Source organism: Kribbella lupini (assembly GCF_039529595.1).
GTDB lineage: Bacteria > Actinomycetota > Actinomycetes > Propionibacteriales > Kribbellaceae > Kribbella > Kribbella lupini.
On sequence record NZ_BAAANC010000003.1, the window covers coordinates 17825 to 43629 of the forward strand.

Annotated in this window: 15 protein-coding genes; 10 read left to right on the top strand and 5 right to left on the bottom strand. The window is 69.4% G+C overall.

Translation table 11 applies throughout. The annotated features are described in order from the left end of the window. Positions 1-41: 41 nt before the first annotated feature. Positions 42-2639, bottom strand: coding sequence for an alpha-glucan family phosphorylase (gene glgP / locus ABD235_RS26285; protein ID WP_344178820.1), 2598 nt, complete (start codon positions 2637-2639; stop codon positions 42-44). Between the two features lie 243 nt (positions 2640-2882). Here glgP and ABD235_RS26290 point away from each other — a divergent pair, with 243 nt between their 5' ends. Next, positions 2883-4871, top strand: a complete 1989-nt coding sequence (locus ABD235_RS26290; protein WP_344178822.1) for an alpha-1,4-glucan--maltose-1-phosphate maltosyltransferase — start codon at positions 2883-2885, stop codon at positions 4869-4871. Here ABD235_RS26290 and ABD235_RS26295 read toward each other — a convergent pair. Together ABD235_RS26295 and ABD235_RS26300 are read right to left on the bottom strand one after the other, a co-directional pair. After that, positions 4868-6043 (bottom strand): threonine synthase, encoded by a 1176-nt coding sequence (locus tag ABD235_RS26295; protein WP_344178825.1) that lies wholly within the window; start codon positions 6041-6043, stop codon positions 4868-4870. The two genes, ABD235_RS26290 and ABD235_RS26295, sit on opposite strands and share 4 nt — an antisense overlap. A gap of 59 nt (positions 6044-6102) precedes the next feature. Beyond that, entirely contained in the window at positions 6103-6675 is a 573-nt protein-coding gene (locus ABD235_RS26300; protein WP_344178827.1) for a winged helix-turn-helix domain-containing protein, read from the bottom strand. A gap of 290 nt (positions 6676-6965) precedes the next feature. On the opposite strand from ABD235_RS26300, the gene ABD235_RS26305 reads away from it, so the two are divergent. From ABD235_RS26305 to ABD235_RS26320, 4 genes are all read left to right on the top strand, one after another. Next, on the top strand, positions 6966-11369 hold the full coding sequence (locus ABD235_RS26305) for a S8 family serine peptidase (RefSeq protein ID WP_344178830.1): 4404 nt from the start codon (positions 6966-6968) through the stop codon (positions 11367-11369). Between the two features lie 147 nt (positions 11370-11516). Beyond that, positions 11517-12842, top strand: a complete 1326-nt coding sequence (locus tag ABD235_RS26310) for a hypothetical protein (protein ID WP_344178832.1) — start codon at positions 11517-11519, stop codon at positions 12840-12842. A 143-nt stretch (positions 12843-12985) separates the two neighbouring features. After that, positions 12986-15214 (top strand): glycoside hydrolase domain-containing protein, encoded by a 2229-nt coding sequence (locus ABD235_RS26315; protein WP_344178834.1) that lies wholly within the window; start codon positions 12986-12988, stop codon positions 15212-15214. Further along, on the top strand, positions 15201-16511 hold the full coding sequence (locus ABD235_RS26320; protein ID WP_344178836.1) for a glycosyltransferase: 1311 nt from the start codon (positions 15201-15203) through the stop codon (positions 16509-16511). Before ABD235_RS26315 ends, ABD235_RS26320 begins: the two co-directional genes overlap by 14 nt. Before the next feature lie 135 nt (positions 16512-16646). Here ABD235_RS26320 and ABD235_RS26325 read toward each other — a convergent pair whose 3' ends face one another. Both ABD235_RS26325 and ABD235_RS26330 read right to left on the bottom strand, forming a co-directional pair. Then, entirely contained in the window at positions 16647-17204 is a 558-nt protein-coding gene (locus ABD235_RS26325; RefSeq protein ID WP_344178839.1) for a winged helix-turn-helix domain-containing protein, read from the bottom strand. A 341-nt stretch (positions 17205-17545) separates the two neighbouring features. Continuing rightward, positions 17546-18811 (bottom strand): glycoside hydrolase family 18 protein, encoded by a 1266-nt coding sequence (locus ABD235_RS26330; RefSeq protein ID WP_344178841.1) that lies wholly within the window; start codon positions 18809-18811, stop codon positions 17546-17548. Between the two features lie 245 nt (positions 18812-19056). Between ABD235_RS26330 and arfA the strand changes: the two genes are divergently transcribed. The 5 genes from arfA to ABD235_RS26355 all read left to right on the top strand — a co-directional run bounded on the left by arfA (position 19057) and on the right by ABD235_RS26355 (position 25769). After that, complete coding sequence (gene arfA / locus ABD235_RS26335) at positions 19057-20013, top strand: channel-forming protein ArfA/OmpATb (RefSeq protein ID WP_344178843.1); 957 nt, start codon at positions 19057-19059, stop codon at positions 20011-20013. A 104-nt stretch (positions 20014-20117) separates the two neighbouring features. Beyond that, complete coding sequence (locus ABD235_RS39935; RefSeq protein WP_425553182.1) at positions 20118-20624, top strand: sunset domain-containing protein; 507 nt, start codon at positions 20118-20120, stop codon at positions 20622-20624. Between the two features lie 306 nt (positions 20625-20930). Further along, positions 20931-22655 (top strand): maltose alpha-D-glucosyltransferase, encoded by a 1725-nt coding sequence (gene treS / locus ABD235_RS26345; RefSeq protein ID WP_425553183.1) that lies wholly within the window; start codon positions 20931-20933, stop codon positions 22653-22655. Beyond that, positions 22652-24085: a maltokinase N-terminal cap-like domain-containing protein gene (locus ABD235_RS26350; RefSeq protein ID WP_344178845.1), complete on the top strand. Its 1434-nt coding sequence runs from the start codon at positions 22652-22654 to the stop codon at positions 24083-24085. The genes treS and ABD235_RS26350 overlap by 4 nt, the downstream gene beginning before the upstream one ends. 88 nt (positions 24086-24173) lie before the next feature. Beyond that, positions 24174-25769 (top strand): AfsR/SARP family transcriptional regulator, encoded by a 1596-nt coding sequence (locus tag ABD235_RS26355; protein WP_344178848.1) that lies wholly within the window; start codon positions 24174-24176, stop codon positions 25767-25769. The last annotated feature ends 36 nt before the right edge of the window (positions 25770-25805 follow it).

Consider the following 25805-nt stretch of genomic DNA (forward strand, 5'->3'; position numbering starts at 1 on the left):
CCCGCCCCCCCCGCGGGGTCCCCCACGCTTTGCTCAGTGGCTCAGAACTCCGAGCCCGCGGGGAGGTCCGGAGTGTCCGGGTCCTCCGGGTCGGACGGGCCCGCGGCCAGGCCGAGCTCGGCCGGGCTGGCGAGCATCGGGTGCTTGGGCAGGACGCGCACGGTGTAGCCGAACGGGCCGGTGCGGTCGAGCTTCAGCTCCCCCTCGAAGCGGTGCCGGTTGCCCTCGTAGGTCTCGGCCAGCGACAGCGAGACCCGGACGGCGTCGGTGATCTCGTCGGCCGAGTCCACCCGGCCGTGCAGCGCCTCGACGTCGATGTCGTCCGGGGTCAGCTCGCCGAGCGTGACGAACGCGCGGATCCCGACCGTCGTACCGAGCTGCGGCACGTCGCCCAGGCCCTGCAGCTCGACGTGGTCGACGCGGATCTGCGGCCAGGCCGCCCGGACCTGCTTCTTCCACGCGGCCAGCTGCCGGGCGCCGTCGTACGTCGAGTTGAGCTGCCGCGACGAGTGCGCCGCCGGCACGTAGAGCCGCTCGACGTAGTCGCGGACCATCCGGGTGGCCAGCACCTTCGGGCCGAGCTCCTTGATCGTGTGCCGCAGCATCTCGATCCAGCGGCCCGGGACCTCACCGTCGTAGAACCGCGGCGCGACCTGCTTCTCGATCAGGTCGTACAGCGCGTGCGCCTCGAGGTCGTCACGCCGGTCGGTGTCCTCGATGCCCTCGGCCGACGGGATCGCCCAGCCGAACTCGTCGTCGTACCACTCGTCCCACCAGCCGTCGCGGATGGACAGGTTGAGCGCGCCGTTCAGCGCCGCCTTCATGCCGGACGTGCCGCAGGCCTCGTACGGGCGCAGCGGGTTGTTCAGCCAGACGTCGCAGCCCGGGTACATCGGCTGCGCGAGCGCGATGTCGTAGTCGGGCACGAAGACGATGCGGTGCCGGACCTCGGGGTCGTCGGCGAACCGGACCATCTCCTGGATCAGCTTCTTGCCGCCCTCGTCGGCCGGGTGCGCCTTGCCGGCGATCACGATCTGGATCGGCCGGGTCGGGTGCAGCAGCAGCGCCTTCAGCCGCTCGGGGTCGCGCAGCATCAGCGTCAGCCGCTTGTACGACGGAACGCGGCGGGCGAAGCCCATCGTCAGCACGTCCGGGTCGAGGATCGAGTCGACCCAGCCGAGCTCGGCCTCGCTGGCGCCCCGGTTCACCCAGGACGCGCGGACGCGGGACCGGGTGTCGTCGATGAAGCGCTGGCGCAGCATCCGCTTGGTTTCCCACAGCTGCGCGTCGGTGGTCTTGTCCAGACCCTCGAACATGCCCTCGGAGTCACCCTGGTCGGCGTTGGCGTAGCTGAGCGCCGAGATCTCGCGGGCCACCCAGGTCGGCGCGTGCACGCCGTTGGTGATCGAGGTGATCGGGACGTCGGACGGGTCGAAGCTCGGCCACAGGCCGGCGAACATCCCGCGGCTGACCACGCCGTGCAGCTTGGAGACGCCATTCGCCCGCTGAGCGAGGCGAAGGCCCATGATGGCCATGTTGAAGACCGACGGGTCGCCGTTCTCGAAGTCCTCGGCGCCGAGCGCCAGGATCCGGTCGATCGGGACGCCGTCGCCGAACACGTCCGGCGAGAAGTGCTGCTGGATCAGCTCGACCGGGAACCGGTCGATGCCGGCCGGGACCGGGGTGTGGGTGGTGAACACGGTGCCGCCGCGGGCGACCTCGAGCGCGGTGTCGAAGTCGAGGCCCTGGTCGGTGGCCAGCTCGCGGATCCGCTCGACGCCGAGGAAACCGGCGTGGCCCTCGTTGGTGTGGAACGCCTCGGGCGCCGCGTGACCGGTGATCCGGCAGAAGGCGCGGACCGCGCGGACACCTCCGACGCCGAGCAGCAGCTCCTGGAGCAGGCGGTGCTCGGTCGACCCGCCGTACAGGCGGTCGGTCACCTCGCGCTCGGCCGGCTCGTTCTCCTCCATGTCGGAGTCGAGCATCAGCAGCGGCACGCGGCCGACCTGGGCGACCCAGATCTGGGCGTGCAGCTCGCGGCCACCGGGCAGGTTCACGGTGACGGTCGCGGGCGCGTCGCCGTCGCGGAGCAGGCTGATCGGCAGCCCGTCCGGGTCGACCAGCGGGTAGCGCTCCTGCTGCCAGCCTTCGCGGTTCAGCGACTGGCCGAAGTAGCCGTGGCGGTAGAGCAGCCCGACCCCGATCAGCGGGACGCCCAGGTCGCTGGCGGCCTTCAGGTGGTCGCCGGCCAGGATGCCGAGACCGCCGGAGTACTGCGGCAGCACGTGGGTGATGCCGAACTCCGGGGAGAAGTAGGCCACCGAGCTGACCGGCGAACCGGCGTCGGCCTGGAACCAGCGGTCGTCGGTCACGTAACCGTTCAGGTCGGTCACGGCCAGTTCGAGCCGGCGCAGGAAGGAGTGGTCCCCCGCCAGCTCTTCGAGGCGGGCCGCCGGGACCTCGCCGAGCAGCCGGACCGGGTCACCGCCGGTGCTGCGCCACAGCTGCGGGTCGACAGCCTCGAACACGTCCTGCGTCTCGGGGTGCCAGGCCCAGCGCAGGTTGTTCACCAGGGTGCCGAGGCCGGTCAGCGGCTCGGGCAGGACAGGGCGGACGGAGAATCGTCGTATCGCTCGCACCGGGACACCGTAGCGCCCAGGCCGGGCCGGGGCATCTTCGGTATGCATCGATTTTGCAACGCGAGCAAGATCTTGCAGGGACTTCAGGCGGAGGCCCGCACGGAATTCGTGCAGAACAGTCCGCAGTGTGGACGAACCACGCCGCCCGCATGTCCTGCGAGGACTTCGGGAACCGATACCGTCAGACCTACAACTCTTCATGCCGGTTCCAGCGACGCCGAAAGCGAAGGTTCATCAGCCACCATGACTGGGCGCATCCCGATCACCGACGTCACCCCGACCGTCGACGCCGGAGCGTATCCGGCCAAGTCGTCGGTGGGCGAGACGTTCACCATCGCGGCCACCGTGTTCCGTGAGGGCCACGACGCGGTGAACGCGAACGTCGTCCTGACGTCTCCGTCGGGCCAGACCAGACGGATGCTGATGACCCCGGTCGGCCAGGGGTCGGACCGGTGGACCGTCGACGTCACGCTGCAGGAGCAGGGCGCGTGGACGTTCGCCGTCGAGGGCTGGAGCGACCCGTACGGGACCTGGCGGCACAACGCCGAGATCAAGGTGCCGGCCGGGATCGACGTCGACCTGATGTTCGCCGAGGGCGCCGCGTTCTTCGACCGCGCGGCCGCCGGCGTACCGCCCGCGGTCCGGCTGGACCGCAACACGCTCAGCGACGCCGCGCAGGCGCTGGCCAACGGCGCGCTGCCGCCCGAGGCCCGGCTCGCCGCCGGCATCTCCCCGCAGGTCCGCTCCGCGCTCGGCCGGTACCCGGTCCGCGAGCTGATCACCTCGTCGGAGACCTACCCGGTCTGGGTCGACCGCCAGCTCGCGCTGTACGGCAGCTGGTACGAGTTCTTCCCGCGCTCCGAAGGCGCCGTGTACGACGAGGAGACCGGCCAGTGGAAGTCCGGTACCTTCCGGACGGCCGCCGAGCGCCTCGACGCGGTCGCCGCAATGGGCTTCGACGTGCTGTACGTCCCGCCGATCCACCCGATCGGTACGTCGTACCGCAAGGGCCCGAACAACACGCTCGACCCGAAGCCGGGCGACCCCGGCTCGCCGTGGGCGATCGGGTCCGAGGACGGCGGCCACGACGCGATCCACCCCGAGCTCGGCACCTTCGAGGACTTCGACTTCTTCGTCGGCCGGGCCCGTGAGCTCGGCCTCGAGGTCGCGATCGACCTCGCGCTGCAGGCATCGCCGGACCACCCGTGGGTCAAGGAGCACCCGAAGTGGTTCTCGGTCCGCGCCGACGGCTCGATCGCCTACGCGGAGAACCCGCCGAAGAAGTACCAGGACATCTACCCGATCAACTTCGACAACGACCCCGAAGGCATCTACGCCGAGGTGCTGCGGATCGTGAAGCTGTGGATCGACCACGGCGTCACGGTGTTCCGGGTCGACAACCCGCACACCAAGCCGGTCAACTTCTGGCAGTGGCTGCTCGGCGAGGTCCGGCAGACCGACCCGGACGTGGTGTTCCTGTCCGAGGCGTTCACCCGCCGGCCGATGATGCGGGAGCTGGCCAAGGTCGGCTTCCACCAGTCCTACACCTACTTCACCTGGCGCAACGAGAAGTGGGAGCTGGAGGAGTACCTGACCGAGCTGACGTCGGAGACCGGTCACTTCCTGCGGCCGAACTTCTTCGTCAACACGCCCGACATCCTGACCGCCTACCTGCAGTACGGCGGACCGGGCGCGTTCAAGATCCGGGCCGCGATCGCCGCAACCTCCTCACCGGCCTGGGGTGTGTACGCCGGGTTCGAGCTGTTCGAGCACGTCGCGCTGCGGCCGGGCTCGGAGGAGTACCTGGACACCGAGAAGTTCCAGCTCCGCCCGCGCGACTGGGCGGCCGCGGAGGCCGAGGGCCGCACGCTCGCGCCGTACCTGACGCTGCTGAACGCCATCCGCCGCCGGCACCCGGCGCTGCAGCAACTGCGCAACCTGAGCCTGCACAACGTCGAGGACGACGCGATCATGTGCTTCTCCAAGCGCACGACCGGCCCCGACGGGCACACCGACACGGTCATCGTCGTGGTCAACACCGACCCGCACTCGGTCCGCGAGACGATGGTCCACCTCGACATGGCCGCCCTCGGCATGCGCGCCGACGACACCTTCACCGTCTACGACGAGATCACCGGCGCCACCTGGCGCTGGGGCCAGAGCAACTACGTCAAACTCGACCCCAACGGCGACCCGGCCCACATCCTCGCCGTCAGGCGCGGGCAGGCCTAGAGCTCGACCGTCTCCGGGTACTTCAACCCCGTGCCGGTGTTGAGCGCGACGACCGTCTCACCGGGCTTGATCCAGCCTTGGGCGCGTAGCCGGGCGACGGCGGCGAAGTTGGCGGCTCCTTCGGGGCAGACGAAGGAGCCTTCCAGCTCGGCGCAGCGGCGGAGGGCGGCGAGGATCTCCTCGTCGTCCACGGCGACGGCGCAGCCGCCCGTCTCCCGGATCGCTTGCAGGACGAGGAAATCGCCGAGCGCCTTCGGGACGGTGATGCCGAAGGCAACGGTCTTGGCGTCGGGCCACGGCTCGCTCTCGGGCTTGCCCTGCTCCCACGCCTGCACGATCGGCGCACACCCCGTGGCCTGTACGGCGACCAGCCGCGGCAGCGGGCCCTCGACCCAGCCGAGCTCGAGCAGTTCGTTCAGCGCTTTCCAGATCCCGATCAGCCCGACGCCCCCACCGGTCGGGTACAGGATCACGTCCGGCAGCTTCCACCCGAGCTGCTCGGCGATCTCCAGACCCATCGTCTTCTTGCCCTCGATCCGGTAGGGCTCCTTCAACGTCGACACGTCCTGGTAGCCCTCGCGGATCGCCAGCTGCTCGCGGATCCACACGCCCGCGTCGCTGATCAGCCCGTCGATCAGCTGCAGCTCCGCGCCCACGACGCTCACCTCGCGCCGGCAGATCTCCGGCGCGGCCTCCGGCATCGCGATCAGTGCCTCCATCCCGGCCCGCACGCCGTACGCCGCCCACGCGGACCCGGCGTTCCCGTTCGTCGGCATCGCGATCTTGCGGACCCCGACCTCCTTCGCGCGCGAGACCCCGACGGCCGCACCGCGCGCCTTGAACGTGCCGGTCGGGATCAGGCCCTCGTCCTTCATCAGCAGGTTCTCGACGCCGAGCTCAGCGCCGTACGCCGGCAGCCGGAGCAGCGGCGTCATCCCCTCCCCGAGCGTCACGATGTTCGCCGGGTCGCGGACCGGCAGCAGCTCGTGGTACCGCCACAGGTCGGGCGGCCGGGCCGCGACGTCGTCCTTGGTCAGCCCGGCCCGGACCTCGTCCAGGTCGTAGCGAACCAGCAACGGCGAACCGCACGAGCACAGCCCGATCACCTGGTCCGGGTCGTGGCGAAGGCCGCACTTGGGACATTCCAGCTGGGTCAAAGCGGAGAAGCGCACGGCATGGACGCTACTCCGCCGGCTATTGGCCGCCGTACACCGTCTACAGTCCGGACTGCTCAGCCGGCACGCAACCCGGTGATCGCCGGGCGCTGGTGGTCGGCCAGCCGGAAGCCCGTCCCGCGGACCGCGTCGATGGTGACCGTCGTCCCGAGCTCGTCGAGCTTGCGCCGCAGCCGCTTGACCAGCGAGTGCACGTCCGCCGTACCGCGCAGGTGGCGGTTCCGCCACACCGCCTGGTGCAGCTCCTCGTAGGTCCACACCTTGACCGGGACGGTCATCAGCTTGGTGAGCAGGTCGTGCTCGAGGTCGGTCAGCGGCGCTTCCCTCCCCCGCCACTGCGCGACCGACCGGCGGGAGTCGATCGTCAGCGAGTCGCCGGTACGGCGGGCGTCCGGCGTACGGGGTGGTTCGGCCGGCTCGGCCGGAGCCGGTGGCGGGTCCTGGGCGGGGGTGAGCAGTTTGCGCAGCTCGTCCAGGCTGGAGACGAGCAGCAACGGAGCGACATCGTCAACCAGCTCGGCGAGCCGGACGCGCTCTTCGACGGATGCGGCGACGGCGATCAGCAGCGGAAAGTCCTGGTGATCGATGGTTCCGTCGTCGCCAGGGGCGGGGACACGGGCGGTGACCATCCGGTCACGATGTCAACCTGTGCCTCTTATCGTCAACGGACTGACAAAATCTGGCGGAACTTGCCCAGAACGGTTCTACCGCTGGTGACATCTTGCTCACGAAGTGTGCTTGTTCACGCTGACATCTGACACATAAGGTCCACGTCAGGCTCGCAGCGTCACAGCTTGCGACCTGGGGGGCACGGGGCGTCGCAGAACCGGTTCACCACGACCGCAGCGGCCACCGGCACCTCTGCACCAATGACTCGGGGGAGTCGACTCGGGGTCGTTCAAGTGAGGGGCTGCAGAGAATGTCACACGTGAGACGAAGGGGCCTGGCCAGATCACTGGTGAGTGCCCTGGCGGCGGTAGCCGTCGTCGCGACCGGGCTGGCGGCCACCGGCGCCGCCCAGGCCGCACCGACCAAACCCAACGCCGACCCGGCGTCCAAGATCAAGCCGGAGCTGCTCAGCAAGCTCCAGGGCAAGGACGCCAAGGAAGCCACCGACTACTGGGTCCGGTTCGCCGCGAAGGCCGACCTGACCAAGGCCAGCGCGATCGCGGACTGGAACGCCCGCGGTACGGCGGTCGCCGCCGCGCTGCGCAAGACCGCGGCCGAGAGCCAGGCGAGCGTCAAGGCCGAGCTGGACGCGCAGCACGTCAAGTACCAGACGTTCTGGGGCACCAACGCGATCCGGATCAACGGCGGTTCGCTGGCCCTGGCGCAGACCCTGGCCCAGCACGCCGAGGTCGAGGGACTGTACAACCCGACCGCGATCGAGGTGCCGAAGGTCACCGAGGGCAAGAACGAGCGGCAGATCAACTCCCTGGAGTGGGGTCTGGCCAACATCAACGCCGACGACGTCTGGTCGCAGTACGGCGACAAGGGCCAGGGCATCGTCATCGCCAACATCGACACCGGCGTCCAGTACGACCACCCGGCGCTGGTGAACTCCTACCGGGGCAACCTGGGCGGCGGCCAGTTCGACCACAACTACAACTGGTTCGACGCGGCCGGCTCCTCGCCGGCGGCGCCGTCCGACGGCAACGGCCACGGCACCCACACGATGGGCACGATGGTCGGTGACGACGGTGCGGGCAACCAGATCGGCGTCGCCCCGGCGGTCAAGTGGATCGCGGCGAACGGGTGCTGCCCGTCCGACGCGGCCCTGATCAGCTCCGGTGAGTGGATGCTGGAGCCGACCAACCTCGCCGGGCAGAACCCGGACGCGAGCAAGCGGCCGAACATCATCAACAACTCGTGGGGCTCGACCCTGCCCTCCAACGACCCGTTCATGGAGGACATCACGCTGGCCTGGACGGCGTCCGGCATCTTCGGTGCCTTCGCCAACGGCAACAGCGGGTCGGCCTGCCAGAGCAGCGGCTCCCCGGGCAGCCTGGAGAGCAACTACTCCGCCGGCGCCTACGACATCAACAACAACGTCGCCTCGTTCTCCGGCCGTGGTGTCGGTCAGAACGGCGTGATCAAGCCGAACATCTCGGCGCCGGGCGTGAACGTGCGCTCCAGCGTTCCGGGTTCGGCGTACGCGAGCTTCAACGGCACCTCGATGGCCACCCCGCACCTCGCGGGCGTCATCGCGCTGCTGTGGTCGGCGGCTCCCTCCCTCAAGGGTGACGTCAACGCGACGCGCGCACTGCTGGACAACACCGCCGTCGACAAGGCCGACGCCCAGTGCGGCGGCACGACCGACGACAACAACGTGTACGGCGAGGGCCGGCTGGACGCGCTCGCGCTGCTCAACGCCGCCCCGATCGGTGACACCGGCACGCTGACCGGCAAGGTCACCGCCGCCGGTGCCGCGCTCGCCGGCGCCTCGGTGACGGTGAAGGCCACGGGTCAGGCCGACCGCCTGCTGACCACCGGCGCCGACGGCCGCTACTCCTCCGTGCTGCCGGCCGGCGACTACTCGCTGACCGTCGCGTCGTTCGGCTACAAGAGCCAGACGGCGACCGCCACGGTGACCACCAACGCGACCACCACCAAGGACTTCGCGCTGGAGTCCGCGCCGGCGGTCAACATCGGCGGTACGGTCAGCGACGGCTCCGGCCACGGCTGGCCGCTGTACGCGAAGGTCAGCGTCGAGGGACCGGGTGGCGTGTTCGACTACACCACCCCGACCAACGGCCGCTACAGCTTCAAGGTGCCGTCCGGCAACGCCTACACGCTGAAGGTCGAGTCGCAGTACCCGGGCTACCAGACCGTCAGCCAGCCGGTCACGGTCGGCGCGAGCAGCGTCACCAAGAACATCGCCGTACCGGTTCGTTCGGACGCCTGCGCCACCGCGCCCGGCTACCGCAACGGCTCGGACGGCCTGTACGAGACCTTCGACGCCACCGCCGCTCCGAGCGGCTGGACCGTCGTGGACAACAAGGGCAACGGCCAGGTCTGGAAGTTCGACGACCCGGGCAACCGGGGCAACCTGACCGGCGCCGGCGGCGGCTTCGCCGTCATCGACTCCGACAAGTACGGCTCCGGCCAGACTCAGGACACCTCGCTGGTCAGCCCGACGGTCAACCTGACCGACGTGGCCGCGCCGGTGATCCGCTTCAACCAGGACCTGAACTGGCTGGGCGGCGAGAAGGCCGACGTCGACCTGTCGATCGACGGTGGCACCACCTGGACGAACGTGCTCAACCAGGCCACCGCGGACGCTCGCGGTGTCAAGGAGATCGCGATCCCGCAGGCGGCCGGACAGTCCGCCGTACAGGTTCGCTTCCACTACTACGACGCCTCGTACGAGTGGTGGTGGGAGGTCGACAGCGTGCTGATCGGCAGCCAGATCACCTGTGAGCCCACCGGCGGCGGCATCGTCGTCGGCAACGTCAAGGACGCCAACACCGGCGGCTTCGTGAACGGCGCCGTCGTCACCCGTGACGACAAGCCCAGCGAGACCGCGACCACCGTCGCCACGCCGGAGGACACCGGCCTCAACGACGGCTTCTACTGGATGTACACCGCCGACTCCGGCGCGCACGGCTTCACCGCCAAGGCCGGGGGCTACGTCAGCTCCGCCCAGAGCGTCGACGTGGAAGCCGACTGGGTCACCCCGGCCGACTTCACGCTGGCCGCGGGCAAGCTCACCGTGACGCCGGGTGCGATCGAGGGCAACCTCAAGCTGCCCACCGGCAAGGTCACCAAGTCCTTCACGGTCAAGAACACCGGTGGAGCGCCGGTCGACGTGAAGTTCGGTGAGCGCGACGGCGGCTTCGAGATCGCCAACGCCAACGGTTCGACGACCACCAAGAGCCAGGTGCTGACCGGCACGGGTGCTCCGCTGCAGCGGCTGTCGGTACCGACCTCGTTCGGCAGCAAGATGTCCGGCAAGATGCCGGTTGCTCCCGCCGTACCGGCGCCGCTCGCGGCTCCGTGGGCCGACATCGCCGACTACCCGGCGGTCGTGATGGACAACCGCGTGGTCAACCTCGACGGCAAGATCTACTCGATCGCCGGCGGCAACGGCTCCGCGTCCAGCGCGAACAGCTACGTGTACGACCCGGCCTCGCTGGCCTGGACCGCGATCGCCCCGCTCCCGGGCGCCCGCAACGCGATCACCGTCGGCGCCGTCGGCGGCAAGATCATCGCCAGCTCCGGCTGGGGCACCGCCGGCCCGGACGCCGCGACCTGGTCCTACGACCCGGCCGCGAACGCCTGGTCCGCCGTCGCCAACAACCCGGCGCCGCGTGCGGCCGCCGGCCAGGCCGTCCTGGACGGCAAGCTGTACGCGATCGGTGGCTGCACCACGGCCTCCTGCACCCCGATGTCGAACACCGCGGTCACCTACGACGCGGCCGCCAACACCTGGGCGCCGATCGCGAACTACCCGAAGTCGGTGGCGTTCGCCGCCTGCGGCGCGATCGACGGCAAGGTCTACTGCTCCGGCGGTAACGACGGCGTCGCGGCGCAGAAGAGCGGCTACGTCTACGACCCGGCCACCGACGCGTGGTCGCCGATCGCCGACTCCCCGGCCGACCACTGGGCGGCGTCGTTCTCCGTCGCCGGTGGCAAGCTGCTGGTCGTCGGCGGTGTCCAGACCGGTGCGGTGACCAACGCGGGCTTCGCGTTCGACGCCGCGGCCGGCACCTGGTCCGCGCTGCCGAACGCCAACCAGGCGCGGTACCGCGGTGGCGCGGCGTGCGGCTTCTACAAGGTCGGCGGCTCGTCCGGCGGCTTCACCGCGACCGTCGACAGCGAGGCCCTGCCGGGTCTCGAGGACTGCGCCGAGTCGTCGGCCGACGTCAGCTGGCTGAGCATCGACAAGACCGAGGCCACCCTGGCCCCGGGCGCCAGCACGACGGTCAAGGTCACGCTCACCGCGAGCGTCGACCAGCCCGGTAAGTACACCGGCTCGGTCACCATCGCCGAGAACACGCCGTACAGCGTGGACAACGTGGCCGTGACGATGAACGTCACCCCGCCGACCACCTGGAGCAAGCTGTCCGGCACCGTCACCGGCGTCGCCACCAACGGCAGCACCGCTCCCCTGGCCGGCGCCATCGTCCAGGTCGACTCGTGGGCGTCGTCGTACACCTTCACGACCACCACCACCGGCGGCTACGCCTACTGGCTGGACCGCCGCAACAACCCCCTCACCCTGATCGCCGCCAAGGACGGCTACAAGCCCCAGACCCGCACCACCCGCCTGGTAGCAGGCACCCCGGTCATCGAGGACTTCGCCCTCAAGGCCATCAAGTAGTCACCTAGCAACAACCCCGGCCCCCGCCCAGGAACCTCTGGGCGGGGGCCGGGTGCTTTCGGCAGCGGGGCCGAACAAAACGAAGGCGACAAGGATCAAACCACCGGAGAATGCCGAAAGCCCCCGGAACGGAGTCGTGTCCTGATCATGCGGAAGCTGCTCGGCGCCGCCCTGACCGCCATGGCCGCTGTCGTCGCGCTGACCAGCTGCTCGCAGTCGACGACCGGTCAGGGGCCTGGTCCGTCGGTGACAACCAGTGCACCGCCGCCGGTCGCCACGCAGCCCTTGCCGGGACACAGCTTCGTGGTGACCCGCGACTTGGATGCCCGGGCGATCGCAGCCGCAGTCGATCCGAAGACGTGGAACCGCGACCTGGTGCTGGACACGACCCGGAACAGCAAGCTGCCCAAGGAGGCTGTCGTTCACGATCTCACCGACAGCGGCGGGCTGCTGATCTCCCAGTCGGAGCAGGTCATCAAGGACGGCGAGCCGATCCTGCAGCCGGCCAAGACGAGTCTGTGGTCGGCCGACGGTCGGCAGCGGCTCCTCGACGACGCCGCCGGCCGGGCCAAGCCGGTTCGCCAGCCGATCAACGGGCGGGCGCACGGTCCGAACGCGACCTGGGTCGACACCACCAGCGTCGACTTGTTCAAGCAGGACTGGCAAATTCGGTACTTCGACGCGGCAGCCCGGACCACCCGCCTCATCGCCGACTCGGCCGTTCTGTTTCCCGGGGTGAAGAACCTGCGGCCTCCACCGGGCGACACCACGCCCATCATGGCCGCTGACGGCACCATCTACTGGGAGGCCGCCGTACCGGACGCCGAAGCCCACTTGGGATACACCGGCGTCATCATGGCCCGTGACTCCCGAGCGAAGGGACCGGTGCGGACGGTCGTTCGGAAGGCGAGTACACCGGCGGTCGTCGGGAACACCCTGTACTACAGCCACCTGGACGACGTGTCGCCGGAAACCCCGCAGAAGAAGCTCGAGATCCACGCGCGCACTCCCGACGGCACGGATCGCGTGGTGGTCGAAGCGCCGCTGATCAAGGATCAGCAGATCCTGCAACTCGCTGCGACCTCCACGCACCTGGCGTGGGTGATCAGCGACACCGACCGCCAAGCACCGCCCGGCGACGACCTCGAAGAAGGCTGCCGTGACACCAAGGACCACGGCTGCTCCCTCTACCTGATGAAGCACGGCAGCAACCAGGCGCTGCGCATCAAACTGCACACCTACACAGCGGTCCCGGTACTCACACCCACCTTGCTCGGTTGGGGCGGTTCAAGTTCGTCCGGCGACACGGGGGAATACGTCATGGACCTGGCGACCAGCAAGGTCTGGCGGGTTGGGTCAGCGCGTGGCTGCAGCGAGGTCGTTCTCGCCGGCGCCTACGCCAGTTGGTCCACGGGAAACGCCGACGGCCAGTGCAACGGGCAAGTCGTCGTGCGCTGGCGAACACCGTCCTGACGACAGCTTGCCGCACGGTCCGCCTGCTTCCTCCTCGACGGTCGGCGCGAACGTAATCTGGGCGTCGCCTTCGGTCTACGTGGCGGAAACATGGGCTTCTTACCTTGTGAGTCCACGTCGGCCGCGTGAGGCGGTGAGGTCTCATGTACGAGTACGTTGACCCGTTCATCGGGACCGGCGCCACGGAGCTGCCGGTGCCCAAGGGGCTGGCGGCAACTTGGTGGTGGCCCAAGCCGCAGGTGGGGAACACGCATCCGGGGGCGATGCACCCGTTCGGGATGGTGTCGGCGTGCCCGTACTCCGGGGCCTATCCGACGGGGTACGGGCTGTACGACTTCAACACCGAGGGCGTGCCGGGTCTTTTGTACGACCGGCCGGTCGCCTCGGGGTTCACGCACTTCCAGCAGTCCGGGACCGGCGCGATCCGCAAGTACTACAACTACTTCCGGGTCACGCCGATGCTCGGTCCACTCGACGACCTGGGGACCAACTGGGACCTGCTGGACGAGGTGGCCGAGCCGGGGTACTACGCGGCGACGCTGAGCTCAGGGGTGCGCTGCGAGGTGACGGTCGGTCCCAAGTCGGCCGTTCACCGGTACACCTTCCCGGCGCACGACGCGGCCCGGATCGTCATCGACGCCTCGACCGGCGGCCTGGCCATTCCGCACAGCCGGACCGTGCCGCTGAAGGCGCACCTGGCGATGCTCGAGCCCGGGGTGGCCCAAGGCGAGATCCACGTCGAGGGAGTGCCGCTGGCCGTGCACCTGGAGGTCGACGCCCCGGGCTGGCGCCAGCTGCTCTGGTACGACCGCCGCCTGATGCCCGGCGGCACCCGCCTCGACTTCGACTACATCCGGCCAACCACACTGCGGCCGTTCGGATTGATGTTCATGGGCCCCTCGCGGGCCGAGCAGACCGTCGAGGTGCGGCTCGGGTTCTCCCTGCGCGGCTGCGAGAAGGCCCGCGACAACCTGTACGCCGACGTCGGCCGCTCCCAGGTCACCTTCGCCGGCCGGCGCGACGACACGGCGGCCACCTGGCGGGACCACCTCGGGAAGGTCGCGATCGAGCCCGCGTCCGACGACCAGGCAACGGTGTTCGGCACCGCGCTCTACCACTCGATGGTCAAGCCCTGCTTCGCCCCGGACGAGAGTCCGTCGTGGACGACCGCGGGCCCGTACGCGTTCGACATCTGCACGATGTGGGACATCTACCGCACGCAGCTGCCGCTGATGACCACGTTGTTCCCGGAGCGTTCGGTCGCGCTGGCCGGCGCGATGCTGTCGATCGCCGAGCAGGAGGGCAACCTCCCGATCGGCTACCGGATGGCCAAGGGCGCGGACCGGTTCTCCCGGCAGGGCAGCGCGCTGGCGCACACGTTCCTGGCCGACCTGTGCCAGCTGGACCTGCCGGGCATCGACTGGGACTGGGCCATGGTGCACCTCGAGATGGACCTGCGCCGAACGTACGGCGAGGACTACCTGGTGCACGGTGTCGCGCACCCGATCAGCCACACCCTCGACCTGGCCTACGCCTACCACTGCACCGCGGCGATCGCCCACAAGGTGCGCGACCGTCCACTGGCCCAGCAGATGCGCGACCACGCCGAAGGCTGGCGGGCGGCGTACGACCCGAACACCGGCCTCCTGCGTGACTCGACGTTCTACGAAGGCGGCCGGTGGAACTACTCGTTCCGGCTGCTGCACGACATGCGCGCCCGCATCGCGCTCGCCGGCGGCGACAAGGCGTTCGTCGGGCTGCTCGACCGCTTCTTCGGGTACGACGCTGAACCGGTCGCTCAGCCGGGGGTCGCGCCGGGCCTGGCCGAGATGAACGCCGGGTACGGGCTGGGCCGCTTCGAGGGACTGAACAACGAACCGGACTACGACGCGCCATGGTCCTACCACTACGCCGGACGCCCGGACCGGACCGCCGAGGTGGTGCATGCCGCCGTCGCGAACCAGTTCGGCACCGGCCGCGGCGGGCTGCCGGGCAACGACGACTCCGGCGGGCTGTCCGCCTGGTACGTCTGGGCGACGCTCGGGCTGTTCCCGGTCGCTGGGCAGAACCTGTTCCTGGTCAGCGCGCCGGCCGTGGCGGAGTCCACGATCCAGCTGCCCGAGGGCGACCTGTCGATCACTACCACCGGCTTCGAGCCGGTCGAGGCCGGCGGACCGGTCTCCTACGTCCAGTCCCTCGCGGTGAACGGCAAGACCCTCGAACGGCCCTGGATCTCCGGCCGGGAACTGCGGCACGTCCGCAACCTGCACGTCGAGCTCGGCCCTCGGCCTTCCGGCTGGGGCACCCGCGTCAGGCCACCATCCACATCCGACCCGCTGCACGCCACTGGAGGTGGGCATGAACCTCGCTGACAACACACTCGTTCCGTCCACACCCAACCGCCGCCTGGTCATCGTCGTCCGCGCCGACCCGGTGATCTGCGGGCACTCCGGTGAGGCACGGTGCCTCGCGGAGGTCGCGCTCACCCGCGGGTACGACGACGTACGGATCGTCACCTGGCCGCTGGACGCGCTGGAGGCGGCCGGGCTCCCGATGAAGCCGCTAGACGGCGTACTGCCGTACAGCCCTGGCATCACGGTGGAGCGGCCCGACCCTGTCGGCGACTACCGGGTTCCGGACGGGCGCTACCTGTCCGGGCTCATTGGGCGGTTGGTCGAACTGTTCAGCGACGGCGTACCGACGGTGGCGATGTCGCTGTACCTGAGCCCGCACGCGATCGCCGTCCAGGAGGCCGTCCAGGTGGCGCGCCAGATCGGGCCGGCTCGGGTAGTCACGGTGGCTGAGGCGGTGGGGTCCGACATCACCAATGTGGTGCGGGATTGCGTGGCGACCGGGCGGTTCGGCGCGGCGGCGCACATCCTGTCGGTGTACCTGGCGGCCGACCACTGCGTCGCGGTGTCGGAGTACACGAGGGATCTGATCGTGGCCTCGGCGGCGAGCCTCGACAGCATGCACGGTACGACGTTCGCCCAACGGTGCCGGGAGCGGATCGCGATCTCCTACCCGGCGGTCGACTCCTGGTCGTACCTGTCGCTCACCGACGACCGGATCGCCGAAACGCTTGCCCGACGTGGGCTTTCACGGGACGGGTACGTGCTGTTCCTGTCCCGGATCGCGTCGGCCAAGGGCGTCGACGATTTGATCGACGCGTACGCCGGATCGCGCTCGGCCGAACGGGTCCAACTGGTCCTGGCCGGCCGCGGCCCGCAGGAGAACGAGGTCCTGGCGCGCGTCGCTGCAGCGGGCCTGGGCGATCGGGTCCAGGTGCTCACCGACGTCGACGACGCGGAAAAGCCGGCCCTGATGGCCGGAAGCGCGGCGTTCGTCCTCCCGACCCGCGAACAGCCGGAGTTCGTCGAAACCTTCGGAATCGCCCTCGTAGAGAAGGCCCTCGCCGGCGGCGGCCCCATCATCACCTGCGCCACGGGCGGCGTCCCCGAGGCAGTAGGCGACACCGCCCTGCTGGTCCCCCAGCACGACCCAGCCACCCTCCGAACCGTCCTCGACGAGGTCGTCTGCGACTGGACCCCCGACCAACGCACCGCAGCCGAACTAAGAGCCCGCGCCCACGCCCTCCAGTTCGACCGAGCCCAAGTCTTCGACCGCCTCTTCACCCTCGCCGAACCATCAGCCGCCCACGTCGCCTGACCTAGGAACAAAACCCAAGAAAAGAGAAATACAAGAGATAGAAGAATTTAGTTGGGCCGTAGGTTCATCGCAGGTGCCCACACTTCGGTTCGACTGTGGCTGAGGACATGGGTCTGCTCTTGTCTGCTGCCGAACTCAAGCGGCGGGCAGCAGATGGAAGCCCACGCCTCGGACCGCGCTGATGGTGACCGTCGCGCCCAGGTGGGCGAGCTTCTGGCGGAGGCGTTTGACGACTGAGTGGATGTGGGAGCCGTGGCCGAGGTGTTCGTTGCCCCAGACGGCGTGGTGGAGGTGTTGGTAGGTCCAGACCTGGCCTGGTTTCTGGACGAGGCAGTGGAGGAAGTCGTGTTCCAGGCGGGTCAGCGGTACCTCGCGGTCCTTCCAGCGGACGACCCGGCGGTCCTCGTCGAGGCGTAGGGCGGCGGGGAGGGCGACGACATTGTCGGTTCTGGGCAGGGCTGCCTCGATCTGGGCAGGAGTCTCAACCTGGGGTTCGGGTGGAAGGACCCCGGGAGCCAGGACGACGGGCTGGGAGCCGGCGCCTGTGGTCAGGTCCAGGAACGCTCTGGCCTGGTCGGCGCTGGAGACCAGCAGCACGGCCTCGGCACCGCTCAGCAGGCGTGCCAGTTGGACGCGTTCGGCACTGGTGGCGGCGACGCCGATGATCAACGACGAGTCCGGCACGGTCTCCATGAAGCCCCCTCCTCAAACGTTTGCCGGGACAGGCGCAGGGACCAGTACGCTCAACCGCGAAGGACAAGTCAAGGGAAACCCTGCGCGAGCGCGTGGCACATATGCGACCTGGCCGAGACCGGCCAGCCTGGACACCGCGCCGCGCCGTCGCGACGGCTCCTCCCCCGCTCCCCGTAGTAGTGGCCTCCGGACACGCCGGTACGCCGTACTGCGAACGCCCGCAGTACGGCGTACGCCCGGCCGCGCCGCCAGACGCGGAGCCGGGAGACAAGGGACGCAGAGGCGTCCGGACCCTCTGCCGGACGGGGCAGAAGGACCGGACGCGGGGAAGGGCTGCCGGATCAGCCGATGGTCTTCACGGCCGTGATCAGGGCACCGGTGCTGGTGTCGCCGGACAGCTCCCAGAAGAACGCGCCGCCGAGGCCCTGCTGGTTCGCGTACGACATCTTGCTGCGGATCGTCGCCGGGGTGTCGTAGCCCCACCACTGGCCGTTGCAGAACGCGTACGCCGTACCGCCGACGGTCCCGGTCGACGGGCAGCGGGTCGAGATCAGCTTGTAGTCCTCGATACCGGCCTCGTACTTCCCCGGCGCAGCGCCGGTCGCCGTACCGCCCGGCGCGGCCTGGGTGACGCCGGTCCAGCCGCGACCGTAGAACCCGATGCCGAGCAGCAGCTTGGACGCCGGGATGCCCTTCGACTTGAGCTTCTGGATCGCCGCGTCGCTGTGGAAGCCGGCGGTCGGGATGCCGCTGTACGACGTGAGCGGCGAGTGCGGCGCCGTCGGGCCCTGGGCGTTGAACGCGCCGAAGTAGTCGTAGGTCATCGGCATGATCCAGTCGAGCTTGCCCGCGGCGGCCGCGTAGTTGGTGGCGTCGATCTTGCCGCCGTTGGTGCCGTCGGCGGTGATCGCGGCCGTCACCAGCGCCGACGAGCCGAACCGGGTGCGCAGCGCGCTGATCACGTTGTTGAACGCGTTCGGGCCGGAGGTGTCGCAGCTCAGGCCGCAGGCGTTCGGGTACTCCCAGTCGATGTCGATGCCGTCGAACACGTCGGCCCAGCGCGGGTCCTCGACCAGCTTGTAGCAGGAGTCGGCGAACGCGGCCGGGTTCTTGGCCGCCTCGGTGAAGCCGCCGGACCAGGTCCAGCCGCCGAACGACCAGACCACCTTGATGTTCGGGAACTCCTTCTTCAGCTTGCGCAGCTGGTTGAAGTTGCCGCGGAGCGCGCCGGTGTCCCAGGTGTCCGCGACGCCGTCGACCGAGCCGGCCGCGTCGTACGCCTTGTCGTACGCCGCGTACGAGTCGCCCATCGTGCACCGGCCGCCGGTGGTGTTGCCGAAGGCGTAGACGATGTTGGTCAGCTTCGCCGCCGACCCGCTCGTCTTGATGTTCTTGACGTGGTAGTTGCGGTCGTAGACACCCCACTCGGTGAAGTAGCCGACGACGCGCTTGCCGGCCGCAACCGCGTGGTCCTGCTGCTCGACCACCTGGGTCGGCAGCGCCTGGGCGCCGTCGTCGGACGGGGTGGCCGCGACCGCGGCGGGGACCACTCCGGTGCCGAGCAGTGCGAGCGCGGCGACCACGGTGGGCAGGGTTCGGATCTTCATGGTGTTCCTCCAGGGGGGCGGGAGAGGCACTGTCCGCACCCTACTCAGCACAGCGGGTTAAGAAAAGAAGAAACCGAAATAAAAATGTCCACGCGATCACGGAACCGCTCGGTAACCACCATCCCGGACCCGGCGGACCACCGCCGGAAACAGGCGTGATCAGACCCTGGTCCCACGTGCATCAGAACCGCTTCACGGAGTAATCTCCTCGCGCACGGTCAAAGACCGTATCGACGGAGGAACACGTGCCTGGATCACCGCGGCGACCCGCTCGGATCTGGCTGCTTGCCCTCCTGGTCGTGCCGCTGGTTCTCACCGCCCTCCTGATCGCCTTCAAGGGCGACGGTCTGAGCAACGCGACCGCCGACGAAACCGGTACGGCGGAAGCGCCCGCGACCACCACTCCCCCGACGCCGAGCACCCCGGCGAGCGTCGTCCCCGCAGAGCCCGAGGCCGCGCCGTTCTCCGTCGCGTGGACCGAGAAGGACGGCCTGCAGGTCGCCGCGGTCCTGCGGGACGACGCCGCGAAGGAGAAGGTCGTCGGCGAGATCCAGGGGCTGCTCGACGAGGGCGAGACCTTCGGCGACAAGCTGACCGTCGACGCGGCGAGCGGACTGGCGAACCCGAGCGCCCTGGTCGGCGTACTGCAGGCCTTGCGGTCGGCGCCCGGCGATGTCGCCGTCAAGTACGACGGCGCGACGATCACCTTGAGCGGCGACGTCGCCGATCAGGCGACCAAGGCGACGGCGGCGCGAGCGGCGGCGAAGGCCGTACCGGGTGCCGTCGTCGCGAACGAGCTGCGCGTGCCGACCGCGGCGAAGCCGCCGGTGAGCGAGGCCTGCCAGACGTTCGAGAGCCGGCTGGCGCAGGTGACCGGTCAGCACAAGATCGTGTTCCTGTCCGGTACGGCGATCGTCAACGAGCGCTCGCGCGGATCGGTCGCCCGGGTCGCCGCGCTGCTGAAGAGCTGTGCCACCGCCCGGGTCGAGGTCGGCGGTCACACCGACAACCTCGGCGATCCGTCGACGAGCCTGCCGCTGTCGCAGCAGCGCGCCGACGCGGTGAAGGCCGACCTGGTCCGGCGCGGGGTGCCGGCCGAGCGGATCATCAGCCGCGGGTACGGCGAGTCCGAGCCGGTCGCGTCCAACCACACCTCCGCCGGGCGGATCGCGAACCGCCGGGTGGAGATCCGAGTCCTGTAGGGGTCTTCGATGAGTTCGCTGTACGTGCAGCTGTGGGTGCTCCTGCTGGCCGCCTTCGTCGTGGGCAGCGCCGCCGCCTACCTCATCCACCGGAGCACCCACCGATGAGCACGCTCGCCCGCACCAACTGGCCGTGGGAACTGCTGGCGTTCCTGCTGGGAGCCGTCATCACCTGGCTGCTCCTGAGCCGTCGCGAACCGGCAGCCGCCGAAGAAGTACCTGAAGAAGAAGCAGCAGAAGAGGAAGAGAAGGTTCTGGTCACGGCCGGCGCCCCGGTCAAGGAAGAACCGGCCGAACGACAACAGACTTTCTCCCAGCGCATGGAGATGGTGGACTCGCCACAGCCGACGCTGTTCGACGGGGCCGGGCAGTCCGCCGTACCGGGCAGCTACGGGCCGGGATCGGCCGACGCCGTCGAGCACCAGGGCCCACCGGACGGCTTCACGATCAAGGGCAACGCCCAGTCGATGCTGTTCCACACTCCGGACTCGCCGTACTACGGGCGGACCAAACCCCAGGTCTGGTTCCGCACCGAGCAGGACGCCGAACGGGCCGGCTTCACCAAGTACGTCCGCAAACCGCGACGCTCGCCGCGCGACGACCAGAACTAACGCGCGAGCAGACCGGAAGCAACGCGGTCGAGGTAACGAATCGGCCGTGAAATAGGGGGATCCGGCCCCTATTTGCTTGTACTGGCAAAGCGGCGTCACACTGACTTCAACGCCGGTCCGGACCGAGTCCCACGGCGTCAATCCACACCACCCCCGGACGCCACCGGACCCCGGTTCCTTTTGAGATGCCCGCAGTCCGGGTACGGGAACCGGAGCCCGCCCCCGGTGTCCACCCGCGCGTCGCCGTAATCGTCCGGTGGTGGCAGCCGCAAGTACCGCTAGGTTTGGACCGAGGGGATACACCCGATGGAGGTGAGCGTGACCGACATGCTGCCGGAGCAGCACCACGGACTGACGAAGAGTGACCCGCTGTGGTTCAAGCGGGCCGTCTTCTACGAAGTCCTCGTGCGGTCATTCAAGGACTCGAACGCCGACGGAATCGGCGACCTGCAAGGCCTGACCGAGAAACTCGACTATCTCGAGTGGCTCGGCGTGGACTGTCTGTGGTTACCGCCGTTCTACCCCTCACCTCTGCGTGACGGCGGCTACGACATCTCCGACTACACCAACGTGATGCCCGAGGTCGGCACGATCGCCGACTTCGCCGCGTTCATGGACGCCTGCCACGCCCGTGGCATGCGCGTCATCGTCGACTTCGTGATGAACCACACCTCGGACCAGCACCCCTGGTTCCAGGCGTCGCGCACGGATCCCGACGGCCCGTACGGCGACTTCTACGTCTGGTCCGACAACGACGAGGCCTACTCGGACGCGCGGATCATCTTCGTCGATTCGGAGACCTCGAACTGGACCTGGGACCCGGTCCGCCAGCAGTACTTCTGGCACCGGTTCTACTCCAACCAGCCCGACCTCAACTTCGAGAACCCGGCCGTCGGGGACGCGATGATCGAGGCGCTGAAGTTCTGGCTCGACCTCGGTGTGGACGGCTTCCGGCTGGACGCGGTGCCGTACCTGTTCGAGGAAGAGGGCACCAACTGCGAGAACCTGCCCAGGACGCACGAGTTCCTGCAGCGGGTCCGCAAGGAGGTGGACGCGAACTACACCGACCGCGTCCTGCTCTGCGAGGCCAACCAGTGGCCGGCCGACGTGGTCGAGTACTTCGGCGACCGCGAGTCCGGCGGCGACGAGTGCCAGATGGCCTTCCACTTCCCGGTGATGCCGCGGATCTTCATGGGGGTACGGCGCGAGTCGCGCTTCCCGATCTCGGAGATCCTGGCCCAGACCCCGCAGATCCCCGACACCTGTCAGTGGGGCATCTTCCTGCGCAACCACGACGAGCTCACGCTCGAGATGGTCAGCGACGAGGAGCGCGACTACATGTGGGGCGAGTACGCCCAGGACCCGCGGATGAAGGCCAACATCGGCATCCGCCGCCGGCTCGCGCCGTTGCTCGACAACGACGTGAACCGGATGGAGCTGTTCACCGCGATGCTGCTGTCGCTGCCCGGCTCGCCGATCCTGTACTACGGCGACGAGATCGGCATGGGCGACAACATCTGGCTCGGTGACCGCGACGGGGTCCGGACCCCGATGCAGTGGTCCCCGGACCGCAACGCGTCGTTCTCCACCGCGACCCCGGGCAAGCTGAGCCTGCCGGTGATCATGGACCCGGTCTACGGGTACCAGGCGGTCAACGTCGAGGCCGAGATGGAGAACGCGTCGTCGCTGCTGCACTGGACGCGGCGGATGATCCAGACCCGTAAGCAGCACCCGTGTTTCGGCATGGGTACCTTCACTGATCTGGGCGGGTCCAACCCGAGCGTGCTCTCGTACATCCGGGAGTTCGGCGACGACGTGGTGCTGTGCGTGAACAACCTGTCGCGGTTCCCCCAGCCGATCGAGCTGGACCTGCGGCAGTACCAAGGCGTCGAGCCGGTGGAGCTGCTCGGCGGCGTGCACTTCCCGACCATCGGTGAGCTGCCGTACCTGCTCACCCTGGGTGCGCACGGGTTCTACTGGTTCCGGCTGCCGGTGAACAAGTCGGCCGATCGTGAGGAGAGCTCTTCGTGACTTCCCATCTGGACCAGGTCCAGTCCTTCTGCACCCACCAGCGATGGTTCGGTGAGAAAGGACATGACGTCGACGTCGAAGCGATGGCCACCTCAGCGTGGCTGTCGGACGAGGGCGTCTGGCCCGCGGTCCGGATCGGGTTCGTCTACTGCTCGGGCCCGCCCGGGGCGGAGAACGCCATCCGGGTGTACCAGTTGCCGCTCAGCTACCACACCGCGCCGGTCGACAACCTCGGCCACGCGTTGATCGGCGACTGGTCCGAGCCAGACCTGGGTGACACCCGGGTCTGGGTGTACGACGCCCTGCACGACAAGGAAGCCACGCCGTACTGGCTGGACGCCCTCACCCACGGGCGGCAGCTGACCGGTCTGGAGTTCCACCCGGTGCACGCACCGGACCGCACGCTCGTCGTACCGGACGACGCCCAGTCGCTGGTGCTGACGGTCGAGCAGAGCAACACGTCGCTGGTGTTCGGCGACACCGCGTTGCTGAAGGTGTTCCGCCGGCTCGAGCCCGGGAGCAATCCCGGGGTCGAGATCGAGTCGGCGCTCACCGAGGCGGGCTCCGAGCTGGTGCCCGAGGTGCTCGGATCGGCGCGAGGCTCCTGGCCGCGCGCCGGCGGCGGCACGGATTCCGGCGATCTGGCGATGATGACGGCGTTCGAGAAGAACTCGACCGACGGCTGGTCGTACGCGACGACGTCGGTCCGGGACCTGTACGCCGAGGCCGACCTGCACGCCGAAGAGGTCGGCGGCGACTTCGCCGGGGAGTCGCACCGGCTCGGTGCGGCCACCGCCGAGGTGCACTCCGAGCTGGCCAAGGCGCTCGGGTCCGACGTCTGGGCGCCGGAGCAGATGGTCGAGCACGCGGCGGCGATGCAGCGCCGGCTGGACAAGGCCGCCGCGGCGATCCCGGAGCTGCAGCCGTACGCCGAAGGCCTGAGCCGGGCCTTCACCGCGCTCGCGGAGTACGGCGAAGCGGTGCCGGTGCAGCGGATCCACGGTGACTTCCACCTGGGTCAGGTACTGCGCACGATCGACGGCTGGAAGCTGATCGACTTCGAGGGCGAGCCGGCCAAGTCGCTGATCGAGCGGCGGGCGCTGGACACCCCGATCAAGGACATCGCCGGGATGCTGCGCTCGTTCGACTACGCGGCCCGGTCGCTGCTGGCCGACCACCAGGGCGACCAGCAGATCGCCTACCGCGCGGCCGAGTGGGCCAACCGGAACCGTCGCGCCTTCTGCGACGGGTACGCCGAGGTCGCGGGCACCGACCCGCGCGACCAGGGCGTGCTGCTCAGCGCGTTCCTGGCCGACAAGGTGATCTACGAGACGATGTACGAGGCCCGCAACCGGCCGAGCTGGCTGCCGATCCCGCTGGCCGCGGCCGCTCAGCTGAGCACGACGGAGTCGCACGACGACGACAGCTGACCGGTTGCGGTAGGTCGCGATCGCGAGAGTGTCCACCAGCGACGATTGACCGGGCCTGGGGAGCTGTCGCGCTGACATACTGCTGCCTATGCCGTCCGAGCCGCAGCTGGAGGTCCTGGTTCTGGGACCTCTCGCCGTGCGGCTCAACGGCGCGGCCATCGCGGTCGACCGGCCCCTGGAGCGCGCGTTGCTGGTTCGGCTCGCGCTCGCCAACGGCCTGCCGGTCCCGGATCAGCGGCTCGCTGTCGATCTCTGGGGCGACGTCGATCTGGCCCGTCCGACCGAGCGGTTACGCGTACTGGCCTCCCGGCTGCGCACAGCGTTGGGCACTCCCGACGTACTGACGCGAGCCTCCAACGGCTACGCCCTGTCCGCGCGGATGACGGATCTCGCGGCGGCGCGATCACTGGCCAAGGGCTTGTACGCCGCGGCGCGAGCCGGCGAACACGCGACGGTGAGCGCACTCGGCCGCGAGGCGCTGGCGCTGTGGCGCGGTGCGTCGCTGGCCGATCTGCGGGCCGTTCCGTACGCCGCCACCGAGGCCGAGCAACTCGACACGTGGCGGCTGGACCTGCAGCTGGAGCGACTGGATGCCGAGCTCGCACTCGGCGCCGCGACCGAGGCCGGGCGGGAGCTGGAAGCGCTGGCCGCAGAGCATCCGCTGCACGAACGCCTGTGGTGCTTGCTCGCGCTGGCGCTCTACCGCACCGGCCGGCAGGCCGATGCGCTCAACCGGCTGGCCCAGCTGCGTTCGCGGCTGTCGGACGAGCTGGGCGTGGACCCCGCGCCTGACACGGCAGAGATGGAACTCCGCCTGCTGCGGCAGGATCCGAGCCTTCAGCTCCGGGCCACCACCCCCGAGCCGCTGAACCTTCCGTTGCCCATGACAACTTTCGTGGGGCGGCAGGCCGAGTTGTCCGACCTGCTCCAGCGGTTGCGCACCCCTGGGCTGATCACGCTCACCGGTGCACCCGGGAGCGGGAAGTCCCGGCTGGCCTTCGAAGCCACCCGGGCGATGGCCGCGGCAGGCCACCCGGCGCAGTTGGTCCCGCTCCGCGCGATCGACGCGACCGAGTTGGATTCCGCGCAGCGCCGGGAGAACGGGCTCCTCGTGCTCGACGACGCGGAGCACCAGCTGGAGCCGGTCGCCAAGACGGTGGCCCACCTGCTCGAACGGACCAACCTGACTGTGCTGGTCACCTCTCGCGAGCCCCTTCAGCTACCTGACGAAGAGGTGCGCGTGCTGGAAGCGCTCGACGAGCGCTCCGCCGCCCAGCTGTTCACCGAACGCTGCGCCGCGGACGCGCAGGCCGCCGTCGCCTCGGAGGTCGCGGCGATCTACGCCGCGACCGAAGGGCTGCCGCTCGGCATCGAACTGGCCGCGGGTCTCACCCGCACGCTGCCGGTCGAGCGGGTGGCCGAAGAGCTGGGCAGCGGCCTGTCCGCCGTACTGAAGTGGACGTATCGACTGCTCGGCGAGCAGGAGCGCGTGGTCCTGCACGAGGTGGCCGTCTTCGCCGACGGGTTCACCCTGGAGGACGCCGAGCGCATCGCCGCCGACCCGCGGGACGTCGCTCCGGCGCTGACCGAGCTGGCGGACCGCAACCTGCTCCTGGTCGAGGATCTCGACGGCCGGCGCTTCCGGGTGCCCGGCGCGGTGCGCGACTACACGCTGCAGCGGTGACCAGTTCTTGTGTACGTCCACGACGGACGGGTACGG

Excerpts from the sequence above, each read along its gene's own strand:
- ABD235_RS26290 (WP_344178822.1), top strand. The coding sequence starts at position 2,883 with ATGACTGGGCGCATCCCGATCACCGACGTCACCCCGACCGTCGACGCC.
- ABD235_RS26300 (WP_344178827.1), bottom strand. The coding sequence starts at position 6,675 with ATGGTCACCGCCCGTGTCCCCGCCCCTGGCGACGACGGAACCATCGAT.
- ABD235_RS26305 (WP_344178830.1), top strand. The coding sequence starts at position 6,966 with ATGTCACACGTGAGACGAAGGGGCCTGGCCAGATCACTGGTGAGTGCC.
- ABD235_RS26310 (WP_344178832.1), top strand. The coding sequence starts at position 11,517 with ATGCGGAAGCTGCTCGGCGCCGCCCTGACCGCCATGGCCGCTGTCGTC.
- ABD235_RS26315 (WP_344178834.1), top strand. The coding sequence starts at position 12,986 with ATGTACGAGTACGTTGACCCGTTCATCGGGACCGGCGCCACGGAGCTG.
- ABD235_RS26320 (WP_344178836.1), top strand. The coding sequence starts at position 15,201 with ATGAACCTCGCTGACAACACACTCGTTCCGTCCACACCCAACCGCCGC.
- ABD235_RS26325 (WP_344178839.1), bottom strand. The coding sequence starts at position 17,204 with ATGGAGACCGTGCCGGACTCGTCGTTGATCATCGGCGTCGCCGCCACC.
- ABD235_RS26330 (WP_344178841.1), bottom strand. The coding sequence starts at position 18,811 with ATGAAGATCCGAACCCTGCCCACCGTGGTCGCCGCGCTCGCACTGCTC.
- ABD235_RS39935 (WP_425553182.1), top strand. The coding sequence starts at position 20,118 with ATGAGCACGCTCGCCCGCACCAACTGGCCGTGGGAACTGCTGGCGTTC.
- treS (WP_425553183.1), top strand. The coding sequence starts at position 20,931 with ATGGAGGTGAGCGTGACCGACATGCTGCCGGAGCAGCACCACGGACTG.
- ABD235_RS26355 (WP_344178848.1), top strand. The coding sequence starts at position 24,174 with ATGCCGTCCGAGCCGCAGCTGGAGGTCCTGGTTCTGGGACCTCTCGCC.